This window comes from Variovorax brevis (genome assembly GCF_030317105.1).
Taxonomy (GTDB): domain Bacteria; phylum Pseudomonadota; class Gammaproteobacteria; order Burkholderiales; family Burkholderiaceae_C; genus Variovorax; species Variovorax brevis.
This window is the reverse complement of record NZ_JASZYG010000002.1, coordinates 773715-792049: the sequence shown is the minus strand read 5'-3', so window position 1 is coordinate 792049 and position 18335 is coordinate 773715. Positions and strand designations below refer to the sequence as shown.

General features: G+C 64.8%; 18 protein-coding genes and 1 tRNA gene. 9 read left to right on the top strand and 10 right to left on the bottom strand.

What is annotated here, in order from left to right; genetic code table 11:
• Window positions 1–42 precede the first annotated feature (42 nt).
• From folD to QTI66_RS08280, 3 genes are all read left to right on the top strand, one after another.
• Complete coding sequence (folD, locus tag QTI66_RS08290) at window positions 43–894, top strand: bifunctional methylenetetrahydrofolate dehydrogenase/methenyltetrahydrofolate cyclohydrolase FolD (RefSeq protein ID WP_286558832.1); 852 nt, start codon at window positions 43–45, stop codon at window positions 892–894.
• A 63-nt stretch (window positions 895–957) separates the two neighbouring features.
• A complete protein-coding gene (locus QTI66_RS08285) occupies window positions 958–3021 on the top strand; it encodes a M3 family metallopeptidase (protein ID WP_286558830.1) in 2064 nt (687 codons plus the stop codon).
• Between the two features lie 71 nt (window positions 3022–3092).
• A complete protein-coding gene (locus QTI66_RS08280; RefSeq protein WP_286558829.1) occupies window positions 3093–3719 on the top strand; it encodes a glutaredoxin family protein in 627 nt (208 codons plus the stop codon).
• A gap of 7 nt (window positions 3720–3726) precedes the next feature.
• Here QTI66_RS08280 and rpiA read toward each other — a convergent pair whose 3' ends face one another.
• Window positions 3727–4413, bottom strand: a complete 687-nt coding sequence (gene rpiA, locus QTI66_RS08275; protein WP_286558827.1) for a ribose-5-phosphate isomerase RpiA — start codon at window positions 4411–4413, stop codon at window positions 3727–3729.
• Between the two features lie 40 nt (window positions 4414–4453).
• Between rpiA and QTI66_RS08270 the strand changes: the two genes are divergently transcribed.
• Window positions 4454–5509, top strand: coding sequence for a quinone-dependent dihydroorotate dehydrogenase (locus QTI66_RS08270; protein WP_286558826.1), 1056 nt, complete (start codon window positions 4454–4456; stop codon window positions 5507–5509).
• A 158-nt stretch (window positions 5510–5667) separates the two neighbouring features.
• On the opposite strand, the gene QTI66_RS08265 is transcribed toward QTI66_RS08270, so the two are convergent.
• The 5 genes from QTI66_RS08265 to QTI66_RS08245 all read right to left on the bottom strand — a co-directional run bounded on the left by QTI66_RS08265 (window position 5668) and on the right by QTI66_RS08245 (window position 9333).
• Window positions 5668–6360 carry a phage holin family protein gene (locus QTI66_RS08265; protein ID WP_286558824.1) on the bottom strand — a complete coding sequence of 231 codons (693 nt, stop codon included), beginning with the start codon at window positions 6358–6360 and terminating at the stop codon, window positions 5668–5670.
• A 66-nt stretch (window positions 6361–6426) separates the two neighbouring features.
• On the bottom strand, window positions 6427–6738 hold the full coding sequence (locus QTI66_RS08260; protein ID WP_286558822.1) for an ElaB/YgaM/YqjD family protein: 312 nt from the start codon (window positions 6736–6738) through the stop codon (window positions 6427–6429).
• 91 nt (window positions 6739–6829) lie between these two features.
• Window positions 6830–7927 (bottom strand): NAD(P)/FAD-dependent oxidoreductase, encoded by a 1098-nt coding sequence (locus QTI66_RS08255; protein WP_286558820.1) that lies wholly within the window; start codon window positions 7925–7927, stop codon window positions 6830–6832.
• Window positions 7928–7997: 70 nt separating this feature from the next.
• A complete protein-coding gene (locus QTI66_RS08250; RefSeq protein WP_286558819.1) occupies window positions 7998–8147 on the bottom strand; it encodes a stereocilin in 150 nt (49 codons plus the stop codon).
• A 184-nt stretch (window positions 8148–8331) separates the two neighbouring features.
• Window positions 8332–9333 (bottom strand): LacI family DNA-binding transcriptional regulator, encoded by a 1002-nt coding sequence (locus tag QTI66_RS08245; RefSeq protein ID WP_286558817.1) that lies wholly within the window; start codon window positions 9331–9333, stop codon window positions 8332–8334.
• Between the two features lie 318 nt (window positions 9334–9651).
• Here QTI66_RS08245 and QTI66_RS08240 point away from each other — a divergent pair, with 318 nt between their 5' ends.
• The 5 genes from QTI66_RS08240 (at window position 9652) to garD (ending at window position 15625) form a co-directional block, all read left to right on the top strand.
• Window positions 9652–10611, top strand: a complete 960-nt coding sequence (locus QTI66_RS08240; protein ID WP_286558815.1) for a Bug family tripartite tricarboxylate transporter substrate binding protein — start codon at window positions 9652–9654, stop codon at window positions 10609–10611.
• Window positions 10612–10652: 41 nt separating this feature from the next.
• On the top strand, window positions 10653–11801 hold the full coding sequence (locus QTI66_RS08235; protein ID WP_286558813.1) for an L-talarate/galactarate dehydratase: 1149 nt from the start codon (window positions 10653–10655) through the stop codon (window positions 11799–11801).
• A gap of 50 nt (window positions 11802–11851) precedes the next feature.
• Window positions 11852–12658: an NAD-dependent epimerase/dehydratase family protein gene (locus QTI66_RS08230; RefSeq protein WP_286558811.1), complete on the top strand. Its 807-nt coding sequence runs from the start codon at window positions 11852–11854 to the stop codon at window positions 12656–12658.
• Between the two features lie 63 nt (window positions 12659–12721).
• Window positions 12722–14014 (top strand): MFS transporter, encoded by a 1293-nt coding sequence (locus tag QTI66_RS08225; protein ID WP_286558810.1) that lies wholly within the window; start codon window positions 12722–12724, stop codon window positions 14012–14014.
• Between the two features lie 18 nt (window positions 14015–14032).
• The gene (gene garD, locus QTI66_RS08220) at window positions 14033–15625 is read left to right on the top strand and encodes a galactarate dehydratase (RefSeq protein WP_286558808.1); all 1593 of its coding nucleotides are present in this window, start codon (window positions 14033–14035) and stop codon (window positions 15623–15625) included.
• 30 nt (window positions 15626–15655) lie between these two features.
• On the opposite strand, the gene QTI66_RS08215 is transcribed toward garD, so the two are convergent.
• The 4 genes from QTI66_RS08215 to fdx all read right to left on the bottom strand — a co-directional run bounded on the left by QTI66_RS08215 (window position 15656) and on the right by fdx (window position 18328).
• Window positions 15656–16615 carry a Bug family tripartite tricarboxylate transporter substrate binding protein gene (locus QTI66_RS08215; protein WP_286558805.1) on the bottom strand — a complete coding sequence of 320 codons (960 nt, stop codon included), beginning with the start codon at window positions 16613–16615 and terminating at the stop codon, window positions 15656–15658.
• Between the two features lie 349 nt (window positions 16616–16964).
• Window positions 16965–17039, bottom strand: a tRNA-Val gene (locus QTI66_RS08210).
• A 61-nt stretch (window positions 17040–17100) separates the two neighbouring features.
• A complete protein-coding gene (gene dnaQ, locus QTI66_RS08205) occupies window positions 17101–17820 on the bottom strand; it encodes a DNA polymerase III subunit epsilon (protein ID WP_286558803.1) in 720 nt (239 codons plus the stop codon).
• Between the two features lie 169 nt (window positions 17821–17989).
• Window positions 17990–18328: an ISC system 2Fe-2S type ferredoxin gene (gene fdx / locus QTI66_RS08200; protein WP_286558801.1), complete on the bottom strand. Its 339-nt coding sequence runs from the start codon at window positions 18326–18328 to the stop codon at window positions 17990–17992.
• Window positions 18329–18335 lie beyond the last annotated feature (7 nt).

Below are 18335 nucleotides of genomic sequence, written 5' to 3'. Positions count from 1 at the left end.
CGCCTGCGCAAGCGGGCGTTTTCATTTGGAACATCAAAAGCGATGACTGCTCAACTGATCGACGGCAACGCCCTTGCCAGGACCATCCGCGCGGAGGTCTCCGGCCGCACGCAAGCGCTGAAGGCGAAAGGCGTCACGCCGGCCCTCGCCATCATCCTGGTGGGCGAAGACCCGGCCAGCCAGGTCTACACGAAGCACAAGGTCAACGACAGCACCGAGACGGGCCTGCAGGCCACGCTCGAACGCTACCCGGCCGACATGACGGAGGCCGACCTGCTGGCCCGCATCCGCGCCCTCAACGACGACCCGAAGGTGCACGGCATCCTCGTGCAATTGCCGCTGCCGAAGCACATGGACAGCCAGAAGGTCATCGAGACCATCTCGCCCGCCAAGGATGTGGACGGCTTCCACATCCACAGCGCCGGCGCACTGATGACCGGCGCGCCCGGCTTCTGGCCGTGTACGCCTTATGGCTGCATGAAGATGCTGGAATCCATTGGCTACAAGCTGCGTGGCAAGCACGCGGTGGTCATCGGTCGCAGCAACATCGTCGGCAAGCCGATGGCCATGATGCTGCTGGCGCAAAGCGCCACCGTCACCATCTGCCACAGCGCCACGGCCGATCTCAAGGCCATGACGCTGCAAGCCGACGTGATCGTCGCGGCCGTGGGCAAGCGCAATGTGCTCACTGCCGACATGGTGAAACCCGGTGCGGTCGTGATCGACGTCGGCATGAACCGCAATGATGAAGGCAAGTTGTGCGGCGACGTCGACTTTGCCGGGGTGAAAGAGGTTGCGAGCTGGATCACGCCGGTGCCCGGTGGCGTCGGCCCCATGACCCGCGCGATGCTGCTGGTCAACACGCTCGAAGCCGCCGAACGCGCCACGGCCTGAAGGCCGATCCGCCATACGTCATCACTTGAACTTGCAACGCCCGCCCGCCATCTGATCCAGACCATGACCAATCCCCTCCTCGACTTCAACGACCTCCCGCTGTTCGACCAGATCAAGCCGGAACACGTGGCGCCCGCCGTGGACACCCTGCTGGCAGACGCGGAGCTTGCGCTGCAGACCGTCACCGCGCCCGAGTTTCCGGCCGACTGGACCGCGATTGCCAAGGTGCTCGACGTTTCCACCGAGCGCTTCAGCCGGGCGTGGGGCGTCGTGGGCCACCTCAACGCGGTGGCGGACACCCCTGAACTGCGTGCGGCCTACAACGACGCGATGCCGCGCGTCACGGCCTTCTGGACGCGCCTGGGCTCGGACGAGCGGCTCTACGCCAAGTACAAGGCAATCGACCCGGCATTGCTCAATGCGGAGCAACGCCAGGCGCACCTCAATGCTGTGCGCAACTTCGTGCTCGGCGGCGCTGAACTGCAAGGTGCCGAAAGGGAGCGCTTTGCCGCAATCCAGGAAAAGCAGGCCGAGCTGAGCCAGAAGTTCAGCGAGAACGCACTCGACGCCACCGACGCCTTCGCCTACTACGCCCGCCTCGACGAACTGGACGGCGTGCCGCATGACGTGATCGACAGCGCGCTCGCCGCCGCGAGGGCCGAGGATAAGACGGGCTACAAGCTCACCCTCAAGATGCCCTGCTACCTGCCGGTGATGCAATTCGCCCGAAACGCCAGCCTGCGCGAGGCGCTCTACCGCGCCTATGTGACGCGCGCCAGCGAGCTGGGAGATCCGGCATTCGACAACACCGAACTGATTCGCGAAATCCTCTCCCTGCGCCAGGAAGAAGCCAAACTTCTGGGCTACAGCAACTTCGGCCAGCTCTCCGTGGTACCGAAAATGGCCGAGTCGCCCGAAGAGGTCGTGAAGTTCCTGCGCGACCTCGCCACCAAGGCCAAGCGCTACGGCGAACAAGACCTTGCCGACCTGCGCAAATTTGCCACGGAGCAACTGGACATCGCCGACCCGCAGCCTTGGGACTGGAGCTTCATCGGTGAAAAGCTCAAGGAGGCGCGCTATGCCTTCAGCGAGCAGGAGGTCAAGGAGTACTTCACCGCGCCGAAGGTGATGGCCGGTCTTTTCAAGATCGTCGAAACCCTGTTCGAAGTGACGATTCGCCGCGATGGCGCGCCGGTGTGGCACCCCAGCGTCGAGTTCTATCGCATCGAGCGCCAGACGCCGCAAGGCACGCAGAAGGTCGGCCAGTTCTACCTCGACCCTTCGGCGCGCGCGGCCAAGCGCGGCGGTGCGTGGATGGACGACGTGCGCGCACGCTGGCTTCGGCCCGACAACGGTTCGCTGCAAACGCCCGTGGCGCAACTGGTGTGCAACTTCGCCGACGGCGTCAACGGCAAGCCGCCGCTGCTCACGCACGACGACGTGACTACCCTCTTCCACGAATTCGGCCACGGCCTGCACCACATGCTCACGCAAGTGAACGAGCGCGACGTCTCGGGCATCAGTGGCGTCGAGTGGGACGCGGTCGAGTTGCCCAGCCAGTTCATGGAGAACTTCTGCTGGGAATGGGACGTGCTCAAGCACATGACCTCGCACGTCGACACCGGCGAGCCCCTGCCGCGCGCCCTCTTCGACAAGATGACGGCCGCCAAGAACTTCCAGAGCGGCATGCAGACCTTGCGGCAGATCGAGTTCTCGCTGTTCGACATGCTGTTGCACACCGAATACGACGCCACCACCGCCGCGCCCGGCGCGGTGATGGATCTGCTCGCCAAGGTGCGCGCCGAAGTCGCCGTGATGCCTGCGCCGCCCTTCAGCCGCACGCCGAACACTTTCACCCACATCTTTTCGGGCGGCTATGCGGCCGGCTACTACAGCTACAAGTGGGCCGAGGTGCTCAGCGCGGATGCCTACGCGGCCTTCGAGGAAAGCGCGGGCGCCGACGGCAAGCCAAGCATCGAGACCGGGCGCCGCTACCGCACGGCGATCCTGGAAGCGGGCGGCAGCCGGCCGGCCATGGAATCGTTCAAGGCTTTCCGCGGACGGGCGCCTCAACTTGACGCGCTGTTGCGACACCAAGGCATGGCGCCGACAGCGACCGGGGCCTGAAAAGGTCATCCGCTGCCAATATCGGGCTGCAACTGACATACTTGTCGCATCGGTTTTCTGGAGCTCGAACGATGAAGTTGAACGTCCGCCTCGGCGCGATCGCACTGGCATGTGTCTCGCTGGCTGCGATGGCGCAGCCCGTCTATCGCCAGGTCGATGGCAACGGCAGGGTGACGTACTCCGACCAGCCGCCGACGTCATCCGCCAAGCCTGCGCCCCGCGCGGGAACGGTGACGGCGCTGCCCACGGACACCGCGCTTCCTTATGAACTGCGGCAGGTGGTGCAGCGCTATCCGGTCACGCTCTACTCGCGCGATGCATGCGAGCCCTGCGAATCGGCCAAGACCCTGCTCACGACGCGCGGTGTGCCCTTCACCGAGAAAACCATCCAGACGCCCCAGGACAGCGACGCCCTGCAGCGCCTGACGGGCCAGATTTCACTGCCCGTCGTCACCATCGGCGCGCAGCAGCTCAAGGGCTTCTCGGACGGCGAATGGACGCAGTTCCTCGACGCCGCGGGCTATCCGCCGAGTTCGCGTTTGCCCGCGGGGTACCGGATGCCACCGGCCACACCCATGGTGGCAACGCAGGTGGCGCCCGCGCAGCAACCTGCAGCACCGTCCGTTGCAACTCCGCCGCCCGCGACCGCTGCGCCCAGCGGACCGACAGCCGAGAACCCGGCCGGCATCAAGTTCTGAGCCGGCTTCAGTAGACCAGCGTCTCGACGCCCGTGGGCGTTCCCAGCAGGCACACGTTGGCCCGCTGGTGCGCAAACACGCCCACCGTGACCACACCCGGCCACTGGCTCACCTGGGACTCGAAAGCCAGCGGGTCGGTGATCTTCAGGCCCGTCACGTCGACGATGTGCTGGCCGTTGTCGGTGACCAGGGGCGCGCCGTCCTTTTGGCGCACCTTGGCCGCGCCGCCCATTTGCGCGAACTGGCGAATCACGCGCTGCGTCGCCATGGGAATCACTTCCACCGGCAGCGGAAAAGCGCCCAGGGTTTCGACGCGCTTGGACGCATCGGCAATGCAGACGAATTGCTTCGACTGCGCCGCCACGATTTTTTCGCGCGTGAGCGCCGCGCCACCGCCCTTGATCATGTTGCCGTGGCCGTCGATTTCATCGGCGCCGTCGATGTAGACCGCGAGTTCTTCCACCTCGTTGCTGTCGAACACCGGAATGCCCAGGGCGCGCAGGCGCTCGGTCGAGGCGACGGAACTGGAGACCGCGCCGCGGATGTCGTTTTTGATGTCTGCCAGCGCCTCGATGAACTTGTTGACCGTGGAGCCGGTGCCCACGCCGACGATGGCGCCTTTCACCACATAGGCGAGTGCCGCGCGGCCCACTTGCGCCTTGAGTTCGTCCTGAGTCATTTGGGGGGAGTTCATCTGGGAAAATCCTGTACTGTCTGAAGCTGAGAATTATCCGATGTCACTTGTCCCCTACGGCCTTGCCCGCCCCTTTCTGTTCGGCCTCGACGCCGAACACGCGCACGAGGTCACCATGGATGCGCTGGCGCGCACCCAGAACACGCCGCTGGCCTGCTTTTACGCCTCGACTCGCGTCGACGATCCCGTCACGCTGGCGGGACTGCGCTTTCCCAATCGCGTCGGCCTCGCCGCCGGGCTGGACAAGAACGCACGCTGCATCGACGGGCTTGCGGCCATGGGCTTCGGATTCGTCGAAGTGGGCACGGTCACGCCCAAGGCGCAGCCGGGCAATGCCAAGCCGCGCATGTTTCGCATTCCGGAACGCAACGCGCTCATCAACCGTCTCGGTTTCAACAACGAGGGGCTCGATGCCTTCGTTGCCAACGTCAAGCGTGCGCGCTTTCGCAAGTCGGGCGGCGGCTCGCCCATGCTGCTGGGCCTGAACATCGGCAAGAACGGCGCCACGCCCATGGAGCGTGCGCACGAGGACTACGTCACCTGCCTGGAAGGCGTGTATCCGCACGCGGACTACATCACCATCAACATCTCGAGCCCGAACACGGCCAACCTGCGCACCCTGCAGGGGGACGAGGCCATTGATGGATTGCTGTCCGCCATTGCGGCGCATCGCGAAGTGCTGGTCCAACGCTTGGGCAAGCGCGTGCCGCTGTTCGTCAAGATCGCGCCCGATCTGGACGAAACGCAGGTGAGCGTGATCGCTTCCGCGTTGCAGCGTCACGGCATGGATGGCGTGATCGCCGCCAACACGACGCTGGCGCGCGATGCGGTCGAGGGCTTGCGCAATGGCAAGGAAACGGGTGGCTTGAGCGGTGGGCCGGTGCTGGCGGCGAGCAATCGCGTGATTGCCCAACTGCGCGCCGCAGTGGGCAGCGGATTTCCGATCATCGGCGTGGGCGGGATCATGAGTGCCGAAGACGCGCGTTCAAAGATCGCCGCGGGCGCGGATGTGGTGCAGATCTACACCGGGCTGATTTATCGCGGACCGGGACTGGTTAGCGAAGTGGCACGGGCGCTGGCCTCGCGTCGCGCCTGAGACACGGCGCCTGAGATACGGCGCCTGAGATACGGCGCTTGAGGCCCGGCGCCTGAACCGCGGGCGCCTGAACTGCGGCGCTTGAGTCCACAAAACAGTTCCGAGGCCGAACGCCGCCCGCGATGGGAACGGCATTCGGCACCCGGAACTTCGGACTCTTACCGCATCTTCCAGAGAACAGGCGCGATCCACGCCGCCAGGCGCACGATGCGCCGGGGACCCACCGCAGCCACGACCCCTGCAGCGACGGCAGCCGTCGCGATCGGATGCTCCTTCGCGATGCGCAGGGCAGTCGCGCTCAAGGGCTCTTCCTGCGCTTCGGCCGCTGCGCCGGTGCCAGGCAGCGGATCCTGCAGATGCGCAATGCGTTCGCGTTGCCGATCGATGCGCGCCAGCAGCTCGTCACGCGTGGCGGGCCGGGGTTCACGCAAGGCCGGGTCGCGCGGACGCACGCCGATCTGGGCCTGAACCCAGTGCCAATCGCGAGAGAACTCGCGCCGTGCGGCGTCGATGCCCACCGTGGCGCGTTTCAGCGCCGACATCAGCGAGACGCAGGTCACCAGCCAGATGACGGTCCACACGCCGGCGACCGACCATGCAGCAGTGATGCGTGAAGGCGTGTCCCAGAAATGGACCACGACGGCAACCGAAAGCAAGGCCACGGCGACTGTGGTCAGGCCCATGACCGCGACCACCAGCACCAGGATCTGGCGCAAGCGTTCGCGTTCTTCCTCCCACGCCAGCCGCAGCAGCTGCGCCCGGTCTTCCGCGGCGAGGGCACCCTCGCCGGCCGCAATGCGCACCTGGCGCAATTTGCGATCGATGCCCAGCAGGGAAAACAGCCGGATCATCGGCCGAGTCTCCCGGCGAGGGGCAACGCACGCACCTCCATGGGCGGGCTGATCAGCACCGGGCGATCAGCGACGGCCAAGCATCAGACCCACCAGGATGCCGACGGCAAGCGCCGCACCGGCGATCTGCCAGGGTTCGTCGTGTGCATAGGCATTGGCCGTGCCGGCCGCCTCGCGCGCCTTCTTCGCAGCCAACTTGCCTTTTTCGGCCGCCAGTTCGCGTGCAATGGCCAGCTTGGCATCGACACGCTGGCGCAATGCCTTGATGTGGGGCACTGAGTCGAGATCCTTGCTGGAAAGTACGCCGCGGACGTCGCTGGCGAGGTCTTCGACTACCTGGTTGGCGGCTGCTTCGAGATTGGCGCTTGATGTGGACATTGATACTTCCTCCGTTGAATGCACCGGCACCGTGCCGGCGACGAAAACACCAGCAAGTGGCGTACCGGCTCATGTTACAGGCTGGAGGACGCTACGCCAGCATTTCTGCCGCATGCGCAGCGATTGCAAGGCTGCTTGTGAGGCCCGGCGACTCGATGCCGAAGAGGTTGACCAGGCCTGGCACGCCATGATCGGCCGGCCCCTGGATGATGAAGTCGCGTGCCGGCTCGCCGGGCCCGTACACCTTGGGACGCATGCCGGCATAGCCGGGCACCAGTGCACCATCGGGCAGCGCCGGCCAATACTTGCGCACTTCGCCGTAGAAGGCGTCGCCGCGCGCCGCATCCACCACCAAGTCGTCAGGCGACGACACCCATTGAACGTCCGGGCCGAACTTGGCCTGTCCACCAAGGTCGAGCGTCAGGTGCACGCCCAGGCCGCCCGGCTCGGGCACGGGATAGACGAGCCGGCTAAAGGGCGCGCGTCCGGACAGCACGAAGTAGTTTCCCTTGGCGAAGTGCTCGACCGGAACCGCGCTTGCAGGCAGCCCCTCGAAGCGGCGCGCAAGCGCCGGCGCACCGAGACCGGCCGCGTTCACAACGCTCCTGCATCGCAGGACCGTGCCATCACGCGCTGTGAGCTCGATCCCGGCCCCGCCGCATTGCGCGCGCTCCACAGGAGACTTGAGCGCGACAACGCCACCCGCATTTTCCAGGTCGCCCTGCATGGCGAGCATCAGCGCGTGGCTGTCGACAATGCCGGTGCTGGGCGAATGCAGCGCCGCCAGGCATTGCAGTTGCGGCTCCATGGCCAGCGCCTGTTCGCGCGTGAGCATCACAAGGTCATCGACACCGTTGGCACGCGCCTTCGAGGCAATGGCTTCCAGCTCGCCCACCTGTGCGGCCGACGTGGCCACGATGAGCTTGCCGCAGCGCCGGAATGGAACGCCGCGTTCGGCCGCATAGGCATAGAGCAGTTGCTTGCCGCGCACGCACAAGCGTGCTTTCAGCGAACCCTGCGCGTAGTAGATGCCCGCGTGAATGACCTCGCTGTTGCGCGAACTGGTGCCGGTGCCAATGCCGGCTTCGCTCTCGAGCACGATGACCTCGCGGCCGGCCAGCGCAAGCGCACGCGCGACCGCCAGACCCACCACACCCGCACCGATGACGGCGCAATCAAAGCTTTCCATGGTCCGAGCTTAGCGGGCCATGGCAGCGCATCCAACAACCAACCCCGGGGAGACTCTGAAAGAACCCGTCTCAATGCGGTGGTGAAAGCGGCGAGGCAGGATCGTTCGGCTTGGACGGGGGCGTCGATGGTCCTTCGTCGGGCTCGACGGGCATCTCGCCCGGATCGGGCGGGCCGCCCGGATGGTGCGTGTTGATGAAATGCTCGCGACCCATTGCCATGTTCCACCTCCTTCTGGATGTCGAATTGAACGGGCGTCGGCGTGCGAACGCAAGGGCGTGCCGGCGAACATGCCCGTCGGCAACATCCGACAGGATGAACCGCGCCGCGCCCGGACGCAATGGCCAAAAAGACATGCCCGCCCCGATCGCCGCCTTCAGAGGCCCCTGCGCCCAACGACGCCTATCAGACCATGGTCGAGCCGCGCTCGATGATGCGAAATCCCACGTCAATGACGGGCTGCGCAACAACCTCGCCGCGACAGCGCTCGACAATCAGGCGCGCTGCCAGCCGTCCGATTTCCCGGCCGTCGACATGCACGGTGCTGATCGATGGCACCGTATGCGCCGAGAAGTCTGCATTTCCGAAGCCACAGATGGCCAGGTCTTCGGGAACGCGCAATCCGCGCGCCTGCGCTTCGATCAGGACGCCATGGGCCAGTTGGTCAGAGCTGCAGCACACCGCGCGCAGCCCGGGTTCTTTTTGCAGCAGTTCGGACAGCGCGCGGCGACCCAGTTCGAGACTGCTGGGCGCCGGCACGACGGCGGTCGGCACGTCGCGGCCCATGGTTGCCACGAAGCCATCGCGCCGCAGCAGCGCGCGGTGGTCGCTGCCGCTGGCAACGCCGACCTTCTGCCAGCCCTTGGAAAGAAAGTAGCCCGCAACCGCTCCCCCTACCTTGAGCAGCGAGAAACCCACCAGCATGTCCACCGGCCGATCGCTGAAGTCCCAGGTCTCGACGACCGGAATGCCGGCGCGCTGGAGCCGATCCCGGGCCGCCTGCGATTGCACCAGGCCCGTCACCACGATGCCGTCGGGCCTGCGGCTGATCATCGTGTTGAGCATGGCCTCCTCGCGCGCGCTGTCGTAGCCGGTCTGTCCAAGGATGAGCTGGTAGCCGGAGGCGGCCAGGGACTCGTCCAGCGCCTGCACCGTCGGCAGGAACTGCGACACCGACAGCGCCGGCACCAGGGCCGCGACCAGCAGGCTGCGCTTGGACTTGAGCCCGCCGGCCATCAGGTTGGGGATGTAGCCCGTCACCTCGACCGCCTGCTTCACCCGCGCGATGGTCTTTTCGGAAACCAGCCCGGGATTGCCCAAGGCTCGCGACGCGGTGATCAGCGAGACACCGGCTTCGCGGGCGACGTCGTGGAGCGTCGCAGGCTTGAGTGGAAGGGGTGCGTTCATGGGCTCATTACGTTTGACAACGTTAGCAATATAGCCCGGAAACCTGCATTGACGCGCGATTCCTGAAGTGTCATCAAAGGCCCAGCGGAAGCGCTCTCCAATGAAAAACCGCACCAACAAGGGAAAACCCCGACGTGCATCAGATTGACTCTGGAAATGACAACGATATCATTTACCTCATTGGAGCAGCGCAGAGCGACACGGCCAGCGGCAAGCACAGGCAGCGATCAAGTGGAAAGTCGCTGCCTCTTTCGCCCCCGAAATGACAACGTTACCAATTCAATTCTTCGAACACATTCGCCCTTGGAGACAACACACATGAAGAAGCTTTTGTCCGCACTCGCTTTCGGCCTGACCGCCCTTGCCGCCAATGCGCAGACCTGGCCCGAGAAGACGGTGACGCTCGTCGTCCCCTTCCCGCCGGGAGGCTCCACAGACCAGGTGGCGCGGGCCGTCGGTCCCAAGCTGACCGCCAAGTTCAAGCAGTCCTTCCTGGTCGACAACAAGGCCGGCGCCACGGGCACCATCGGCGCCACCTTCGTCAAGCGCGCCGCGCCGGACGGCTACACGTTCCTGGTCACCTCACTCGGCCCGCTGGTGATCGTGCCGCACCTGGTCAAAGGCCTGCAATACGACGCGCTGAAGGACTTCGACCTGATCACGGTGGCCGTGCAGTCGCCCAACGTGCTGGTCGTGCCGGTCAACTCGCCGCACAAGACAGTCGCCGACGTCATCGCCTACGAAAAGGCCAACCCCGGCAAGATGAGCTTCGGCTCCGCCGGCAACGGGTCGAGCGACCACCTCACGGCCGAGCTGTTCTGGCAGCAGACCGGCACGAGCGGCGTGCATGTTCCGTACAAGGGCGGCGCGCCGGTGCACACCGACCTCATGGGCAGCCAGCTCGATGCCTCCTTCCAGAACATCAACTCGGTCGTGCAGTACATCAAGGGCGGCAAGATGCGCGCCCTGGCGGTGACCAGCCCCAAGCGCTCGCCCGTGCTGCCCGACGTGCCGACGCTGGCAGAAGCCGGCGTGAAGAACGTCGAGGTCGCCTCCTGGCAAGCCATCGTCGCGCCCAAGGGCCTGCCGCCGGCCGTGCGTGAAAAGGCGCATGCCGCTTTCGTCGAGGCGTTGGCCGACCCGAAGGTGCAGGAGCAATTCACCTCCATCGGCTTCGAGATGGTCGCCAACACGCCGGCGCAGTTCGCAGAGTTCCAGCAGAAGGAGTACGCGCGCTGGAAGAAGGTGATCGAGGCCGGAAAGATCACCATCGATTGATCGCAGCAGCGCCCCTCCCACTCTCCCGGATCGACACCACCATGACCACCACACCTTCCGCAGCCGGCGACAGCATCGCCTGGGTTCGCATCTCGTCGTGCTACCTGCCGCTGGCCAATCCGATCAGTGACGCCAAGGTGCTCACCGGCCGCCAGAAGCCGATGACCGAGATCGCAATGCTGTTCGCCGAAATCGAAACGAAGGATGGCCATCGCGGCCTGGGCTTCAGCTATTCCAAGCGTGCGGGCGGCCCCGGCCAGTTCGCGCACGCCAAGGAAATTGCGCCGGCACTCATCGGCGAAGACCCAAGCGACATATCGAAGCTGTGGACCAAGCTGTGCTGGGCCGGCGCATCGGTCGGCCGCAGTGGCATGGCGGTGCAGGCCATCGGTGCCTTCGACGTGGCGCTGTATGACCTCAAGGCCCGGCGCGCGGGCCTGTCGCTCTCCAAGCTTCTCGGATCGCAGCGCGATTCCGTCCAGTGCTACAACACCTCGGGAGGCTTTCTGCACACGCCCCTGGACCAGTTGAAGGTGAACGCAGCGGCCTCGCGTGAACGCGGCATTGGCGGCATCAAGCTCAAGGTGGGCCAGCCTGACCGCAAGCTGGACATCCAGCGCGTGGAAGCCATTCGCAAGCATCTGGGCGATGACGCGCCGTTGATGGTCGATGCCAACCAGCAGTGGGATCGCCCTACCGCACAGCGCATGTGCCGCATCTTCGAGCAGTACAACCTCATCTGGATCGAGGAGCCGCTCGATGCCTATGACTTCGAAGGCCACGCAGCACTGGCCGCGACCTTCGACACGCCGATCGCCACCGGCGAAATGCTCACCAGCGCCGCCGAGCATGGTGAGCTGATCCGCCATCGCGCCGCCGACTACCTGATGCCCGACGGGCCCCGTGTCGGCGGCATCACGCCCTTCCTGAAAATCGCCGCGCAAGCCGAGCAAGCCGGCCTGAGCCTGGGCCCGCACTTCGCGATGGAACTTCACGTGCACCTCGGTGCGGTCTACGCGACGGAGCCCTGGGTCGAGCACTTCGACTGGCTCGAGCCTCTCTTCAACGAGCGGCTGGAGATCAAGGACGGCCGCATGCTGGTGCCGACCCGTCCGGGCCTGGGCCTGAGCCTGAGCGAGCAGGCCACCGCATGGACCCGCGAGCAAGTCGAAATCGGCAAGCGCGCCTGAGCACCCACGACAACTCCCGCGCGCCCCTGTTGCGCAGCCAAAGGAACCCCATGAAGAAGATTGCCCTCAGCGGTGCGGCCGGCCAGCTTGGCTCCGTCTTGCGCTCTGCATTGATCGCGCGCGGTGTCCCGCTGCGCTCGGCCGCCGGCAGCAAGCCGCTGGCGCCCTTGGTGGATGGCGAGGACTTGATGCACGGCGACCTGCGCGACAGCGCTGTGGTTGACCAATTGCTCGACGGCGTGGATGTGCTGATCCACCTCGCTGGCACGAGCGTCGAGAAGCCGCTGCCCGAGATCATCGAGAACAACCTGCGCGCCCTGGTCGAAGTCTATGAAGGCGCTCGGCGCAACGGCGTTCGTCGCATCGTCTTTGCCAGCTCCAACCACGCGATCGGCATGTACCCGGTCACCGAGAAGCTCGACCTCGATTGCCAGCTCCGGCCCGACGGCTTCTACGGCCTGAGCAAGATGTGGGGCGAAGGCCTGGCGCGCATGTACTGGGACAAGCACGGCATCGAAAGCATCTGCGTGCGCATCGGCAGTTGCGTTGAACGACCGACCGAGCCGCGTCACCTGAGCACCTGGTTCGGCCACGAAGACTTTCTTCATTTCATCGATCGCTGCGTTGAAGCCGAGGACGTGGGCTTCCTCGTCGTGTGGGGCGTGTCGGCCAACCAGCGCAGCTGGTGGGACAACAGCGGCGCCGAACGCTTGGGCTTCAAGCCGAAGCAGGACGCCGAAGCGTTCGCCGCTGAAGTACTGGCCAAGCCGAACCCGCTCGACGCACTGGGCCAACGCTTCCAGGGTGGCAGCTTTGTCGGCATCAATTACTCGCGGAGTGACATCGCGGCGCAGTGAACGCGTCGCACGGCATTCCATTTCTTGACTCCACAGATTCAATACATAACAGGAGATAACGCGATGAAGATCAAAGGCTTGCGCTGGTGGATGGTTGGCTTGGTTTCGGCCGGCCTCATCGTCAACTACCTCGCGCGCAACACGCTGTCGGTGGCCGCACCGACGCTGATGAAAGACCTCCACATCACCGTGGAGCAGTACTCGCATATCGTGGTCGCATGGCAGCTCTGCTATGCATTCATGCAGCCGGTCGCGGGCTACTTGCTCGACGCGATCGGCACGAAGATCGGCTTTGGCGTCTTTGCGCTGCTCTGGTCGCTCGCCTGCGCCGCGGCGGCATGGTCCACCGGCTGGCAAAGCCTGGCCTTCTTCCGCGGCCTGCTGGGCCTGACCGAGGCGGCCGGCATTCCTGCTGGCGTGAAATCGACGACGGAGTGGTTCCCGGCCAAGGAACGCTCGGTGGCGATCGGCTGGTTCAACATCGGCTCGTCGGTGGGCGCCCTCCTGGCTCCCCCACTGGTGGTCTGGGCACTGATGCACGGGCAATGGCAATGGGCCTTCCTGATCGTCGGCGCGCTGGGCATCGTCTGGAGCGCGCTGTGGATGCTGTTCTATCGCCACCCGAAGGACCACCAGGCCCTGACCGAGAACGAGCGCGAATACATCCTCTCGGGACAAGAAGCGAAATACAGCAACGCCGGCGTCGCCAAGCGCAAGTGGACCGAGATGATCCGCAGCCGCGACTTCTGGGCCATCGGTATTCCGCGCATCCTGTCGGAGCCGGCCTGGCAGACCTTCAACGCCTGGATCCCTCTCTACATGATGACGGAGCGTCACATGAACCTGAAGGAAGTGGCGATGTTCGCGTGGATGCCCTTCCTGGCGGCGGACATCGGCTGCGTGCTCGGCGGCTACCTGAGCCCGCTCTTCCACAAGTACGCCAAGGTGTCGCTGTTCACCTCGCGCAAGATGGTCTTCGTCCTCGGTGCGCTGTGCATGGTCGGGCCGGCCTGCGTGGGCTTCGTCGCGAGCCCCTATGTGGCCATCGCGCTGCTTTGCGTCGGCGGGTTTGCGCACCAGACGCTGTCGGGCGCGCTCTATTCCATCACGTCCGACATGTTCGGCAAGAACGAAGTCGCCACTGCCACCGGCATGGGCGGCATGGCGGGCTACCTGGGCGCCGCGGCGTTCACGGCCTTGTTCGGCGTGCTCGTCACGCAAGTCGGCTACAGCCCGCTGTTCGTTCTGCTTGCGGTGTTCGACATTGCGGCTGCAGTGGTCGTGTGCCTGCTGGCCCGCAGCGGCGAGCGCGTTCCGGAACCCCACTGGACGCCAGCGGCGGCCGTGGCCAAGTAAGTCAGCGCAGGAGTACTCATGAAGCGTGAATCGCCAACACCGGCACCCCTGTTCATCACGATGCACGACAACGACAACGTTGCGATCGTGGCGAACGACGGCGGCCTGCCTGCGGGCACCATCTTCCCCTCGGGCCTCACGCTCGTCGACAAGGTCCCGCAGGCGCACAAGGTCGCACTGGTGGACATCCCCGACGGCGGCGAGGTGCGCCGCTACAACGTGCCGATCGGCTATGCGCTGAAGGCCATCCCGGCCGGAAGCTGGGTGCACGAACGCCTGCTCAAAATGCCTGCGGCGCGTGAACTGGTGGGGCTGCCCATTGCCACCGTCAAGGTGCCGGCACAGGCGCCGCTCGAGGGGTACACCTTCGAGGGCTACGTCAACGCCGACGGCTCGGTGGGCACGCGCAACATCCTCGCGATCACGCAGACGGTGCAGTGCGTGGCGGGCGTGACCGAGTTCGCCGTTTCTCGGATCAAGTCCGAACTGCTGCCGCGCTTTCCCAACGTCGACGACGTCGTGGCGCTGGAACACACTTACGGCTGCGGCGTGGCCATCGATGCGCCCGACGCGATCATCCCGATCCGCACGCTGCGCAACATCAGCCTGAACCCCAACTTCGGCGGTGAAGTCATGGTGGTGAGCCTGGGCTGCGAAAAGCTGCAACCCGAACGCCTGATGCCACCGGGCACCATTCCCCTCATCGACGAGCGCAACGTCGCCGATGTCGGCTCGAGCGCCGACGCCAAGCTCGACGTGGTCTGCCTGCAGGACGACGCGCACGTCGGCTTCATGTCGATGGTCGAGTCGATCATGCGGCAGGCGGAAGAACACCTGGAGCGCCTGAACGCCCGTCGCCGCGAGACGGTGCCTGCCAGCGAACTGGTGGTCGGTGTTCAATGCGGCGGCAGCGACGCTTTCTCCGGCGTCACCGCCAACCCGGCGGTGGGCTTTTGCACCGACTTGCTGGTGCGCGCCGGCGCCACCGTCATGTTCTCGGAAGTGACCGAGGTGCGCGACGGCATCGACCAACTCACTTCGCGCGCCGCGACGCCTGAAGTGGCCGAAGGCATGATCCGCGAGATGGCCTGGTACGACGCCTACCTGGACAAAGGCCGCGTCGATCGCAGCGCCAACACGACGCCAGGCAACAAGAAAGGCGGCCTGTCGAACATCGTCGAAAAGGCGATGGGCTCGATCGTGAAGTCAGGCAGTTCGCCGATCTCCGGCGTGATCTCGCCCGGCGAGAAGGTCAAGCAGAAGGGCCTGATCTACGCGGCCACGCCGGCCAGCGATTTCATCTGTGGCACGCTGCAACTGGCGGCCGGCATGAACCTGCATGTGTTCACGACAGGCCGCGGCACGCCCTACGGTCTGGCGGAAGTGCCGGTGATCAAGGTCGCCACACGCGCCGACTTGGCGCGGCGCTGGCATGACCTCATGGACATCAACGCCGGCACCATTGCTACAGGGGAAAAGACGATTGCCGACGTGGGCTGGGAGATGTTCCACCTCATGCTCGAGGTGGCCAGCGGCCGCAAGAAGACTTGGGCGGAGCACTGGAAGCTCCACAACGCACTGGTGCTGTTCAATCCGGCGCCGGTGACGTGAGCTGCTGAACGCACGTCACGTGATTCACGATCACTCGATCGTGATGTTCCCCGCCTCGATCACCTTCTTCCAGCGCGCGTACTCCTGCTGCTGGAAGGTCGCGAACTGGGCGGGCGTGTTCAGCACCATCTCGAATCCGATCGAGGTGAACTGATCCTTGACCTTCGGATCGCTCAGCGCCTCGACAAAAGCGCCATGCGCGCTGTCACGCACGGCGGCAGGCAAGCCCTTGGGCGCCACGATGGCTTGCCACGAGGCCACTTCCACGTTCTTGACGCCGGCTTCGGCCAGCGTCGGCACGTCCGGCAACACCGGCGAGCGCTTCGGGCTGGTCACCGCCAGCGCACGCATCTTGCCGCCCTTGATGTATTGCGCCACCGAGTTGATGTTCTGGAACGAGGCATCCACCTGGCCGCCCATGAGGTCGGTGTGCACGGGCGCCCCGCCCTTGTACGGCACGTGGATGCCCTTCGTGCCCGTTTGCTGCCAGAACAACTCGGCAGTGAGGTGGTCGCTCGACCCGTTGCCGGCGGAGCCGAAGCTCATCTTGCCGGGGTTGGCTTTCTCGTAGGCGATGACGTCCGCGACGCTCTTGTGCGGCGAGCTGGTCGGCACCACGAGCACATTGGGCGACTGCACCGCGACCGTGATGAGGTCGAAATCCTTGAGCGCGTCGTACTGCATGCTCTTGACCAGATGCGGCACGATCACCAGCGGGCCGAGCGAGGTGACCAGGAAGGTGTAGCCATCCGGTGCTGCGCGCTTCACGAACGTGGCGCCGATGGTGCCCGTCGCCCCGGCCTTGTTGTCGACGATGAATGACTGCTTGAATTTCTCGGTGAGATTTGGCGCAGCGGCACGTGCGACTTGATCGGTGGAGCCGCCGGGCGGGAACGGAACAACGAGCGTGACCTGTTTGTCGGGCCATGTCTGTGCGCTGGCAACGAAGGCGACCAAGCCAAAGGCCAAGGCGGTGAGGGTGGTCTTCATGGATGTCTCCAGATTGGGGGCGATGAGGGTTCGACGATTCGATCCCGTTCGGTTTCTTGCTCAATGGGGATTCGACGCGACTGCGCAGGAAGTTATCTGTTGTCGTATAACCCACGCCGCCACGCAACCCACTATCGACCGATATTACGAACAACGCGCTCCGCGTCAATGGCGCACACCCCAGCTTTGCTGCCACGAGAGCTGAGGCAATGAGTTGTCTGACAACCTATGAGTTGAGATGACCCGGCACCCTGCCATACGAGATCAGCAATCCATAGGAAAGCCGCGGCCCAAATGCAGAACGGCTCAAGCAGAACACTTGAGCCGTTGACTGATTTCTTGAGGAATTTGGTGGGCGGTGGAGGTTTCGAACCTCCGACCCCAGCAGTGTGAATGCTGTGCTCTACCCCTGAGCTAACCGCCCCTGCCGGCCCGGAGAACTCCGGGTGGCTAGATGTTTGTTCGCCGTTCAGCGAAGCCTCAGATTATGCCACAGAAATTTCTGCGAATTGGCGGAACACCGTTTTTCCGTTGCTCGCCTTGTCCAGTTGCAGCAGCACCTGTTCGTGGATCGCCAGTTCCGCATCGGAAGCCGTGATCACCGGCAGGACGAAGCCGCGCAAGTCCACCGCCACCACCCTGCCCTGCTCCGGCTCGTTCGACGAAATGTCGATGAGAAGCGCATCCTGGCCGCGCGTGAGGTTGATGTAGACATCGGCCAGCAGTTGCGCGTCGAGCTTGGCGCCGTGGAAGGTGCGGTTGGAGCGGTCGACACCGAAGCGGTCGCACAAGGCATCGAGCGAATTGCGCTTGCCGGGGTACACCGTCTTGGCCATCGCCAGCGTGTCGGTGACATCTGCGACGAAGCTCTGCAAAGGCTCAAGCCCGCAACGCTCGAACTCCTTGTTCAGGAAGCCGACGTCGAAGGCCGCGTTGTGAATGATGATCTCGGCGCCGCGCAGGTACTCGATGACATCGCTCGCCAGCGTGGCGAACTTCGGCTTGTCGCGCAGGAAGTCTGTCGTCAGCCCGTGCACCTTCAACGCGTCTTCGTGGCTTTCACGTTCCGGGTTGAAGTAGATGTGCAGGTCGTTGCCGGTGAGCTTGCGGTTGAAGAGCTCAACGCAACCCAGTTCGATGATGCGGTCGCCGCTCTCGGCGGACAGGCCCGTGGTTTCAGTGTCGAGGACGATTTGCCGGGTCAAAGCTGCCCCCAGTCTCGGCACTTCGTGTCCTCGCCGCCCCCCGAGGGGGTGCGAGCTTGCTTGGGGCGGCCCGGCGCAGAAGCTGTTGCCCCCACGCTCGGCACTTCGTGTCCTTCGCTGCCCCCCGAGGGGGTGCGAGCTTGCTTGGGGCGGCCCAGCGCTGCGCTCATCAGTGATTTTCCTTTGCGTGGTTGATCGAGTATTTAGGAATCTCGATCGTCACATTTTCCTGCGCAAGGATGGCCTGGCAGCTCAGGCGCGACTGCGGCTCCAGGCCCCAGGCGCGGTCGAGCAGGTCGTCTTCGCTCTCGTCCGATTCATTGAGCGAGCTGAACCCCTGCCGCACCACCACGTGGCAGGTGGTACAGGCGCAGCTCATCTCGCAAGCGTGCTCGATGTTGATGTGATTCTCGAGCAGGGCCTCGCAGATCGAGGTGCCCGCGGGCGCGCTGATTTCAGCGCCGTTCGGGCAGTACTCGGCGTGAGGAAGGATCTTGATCGTGGGCATGTAGGCG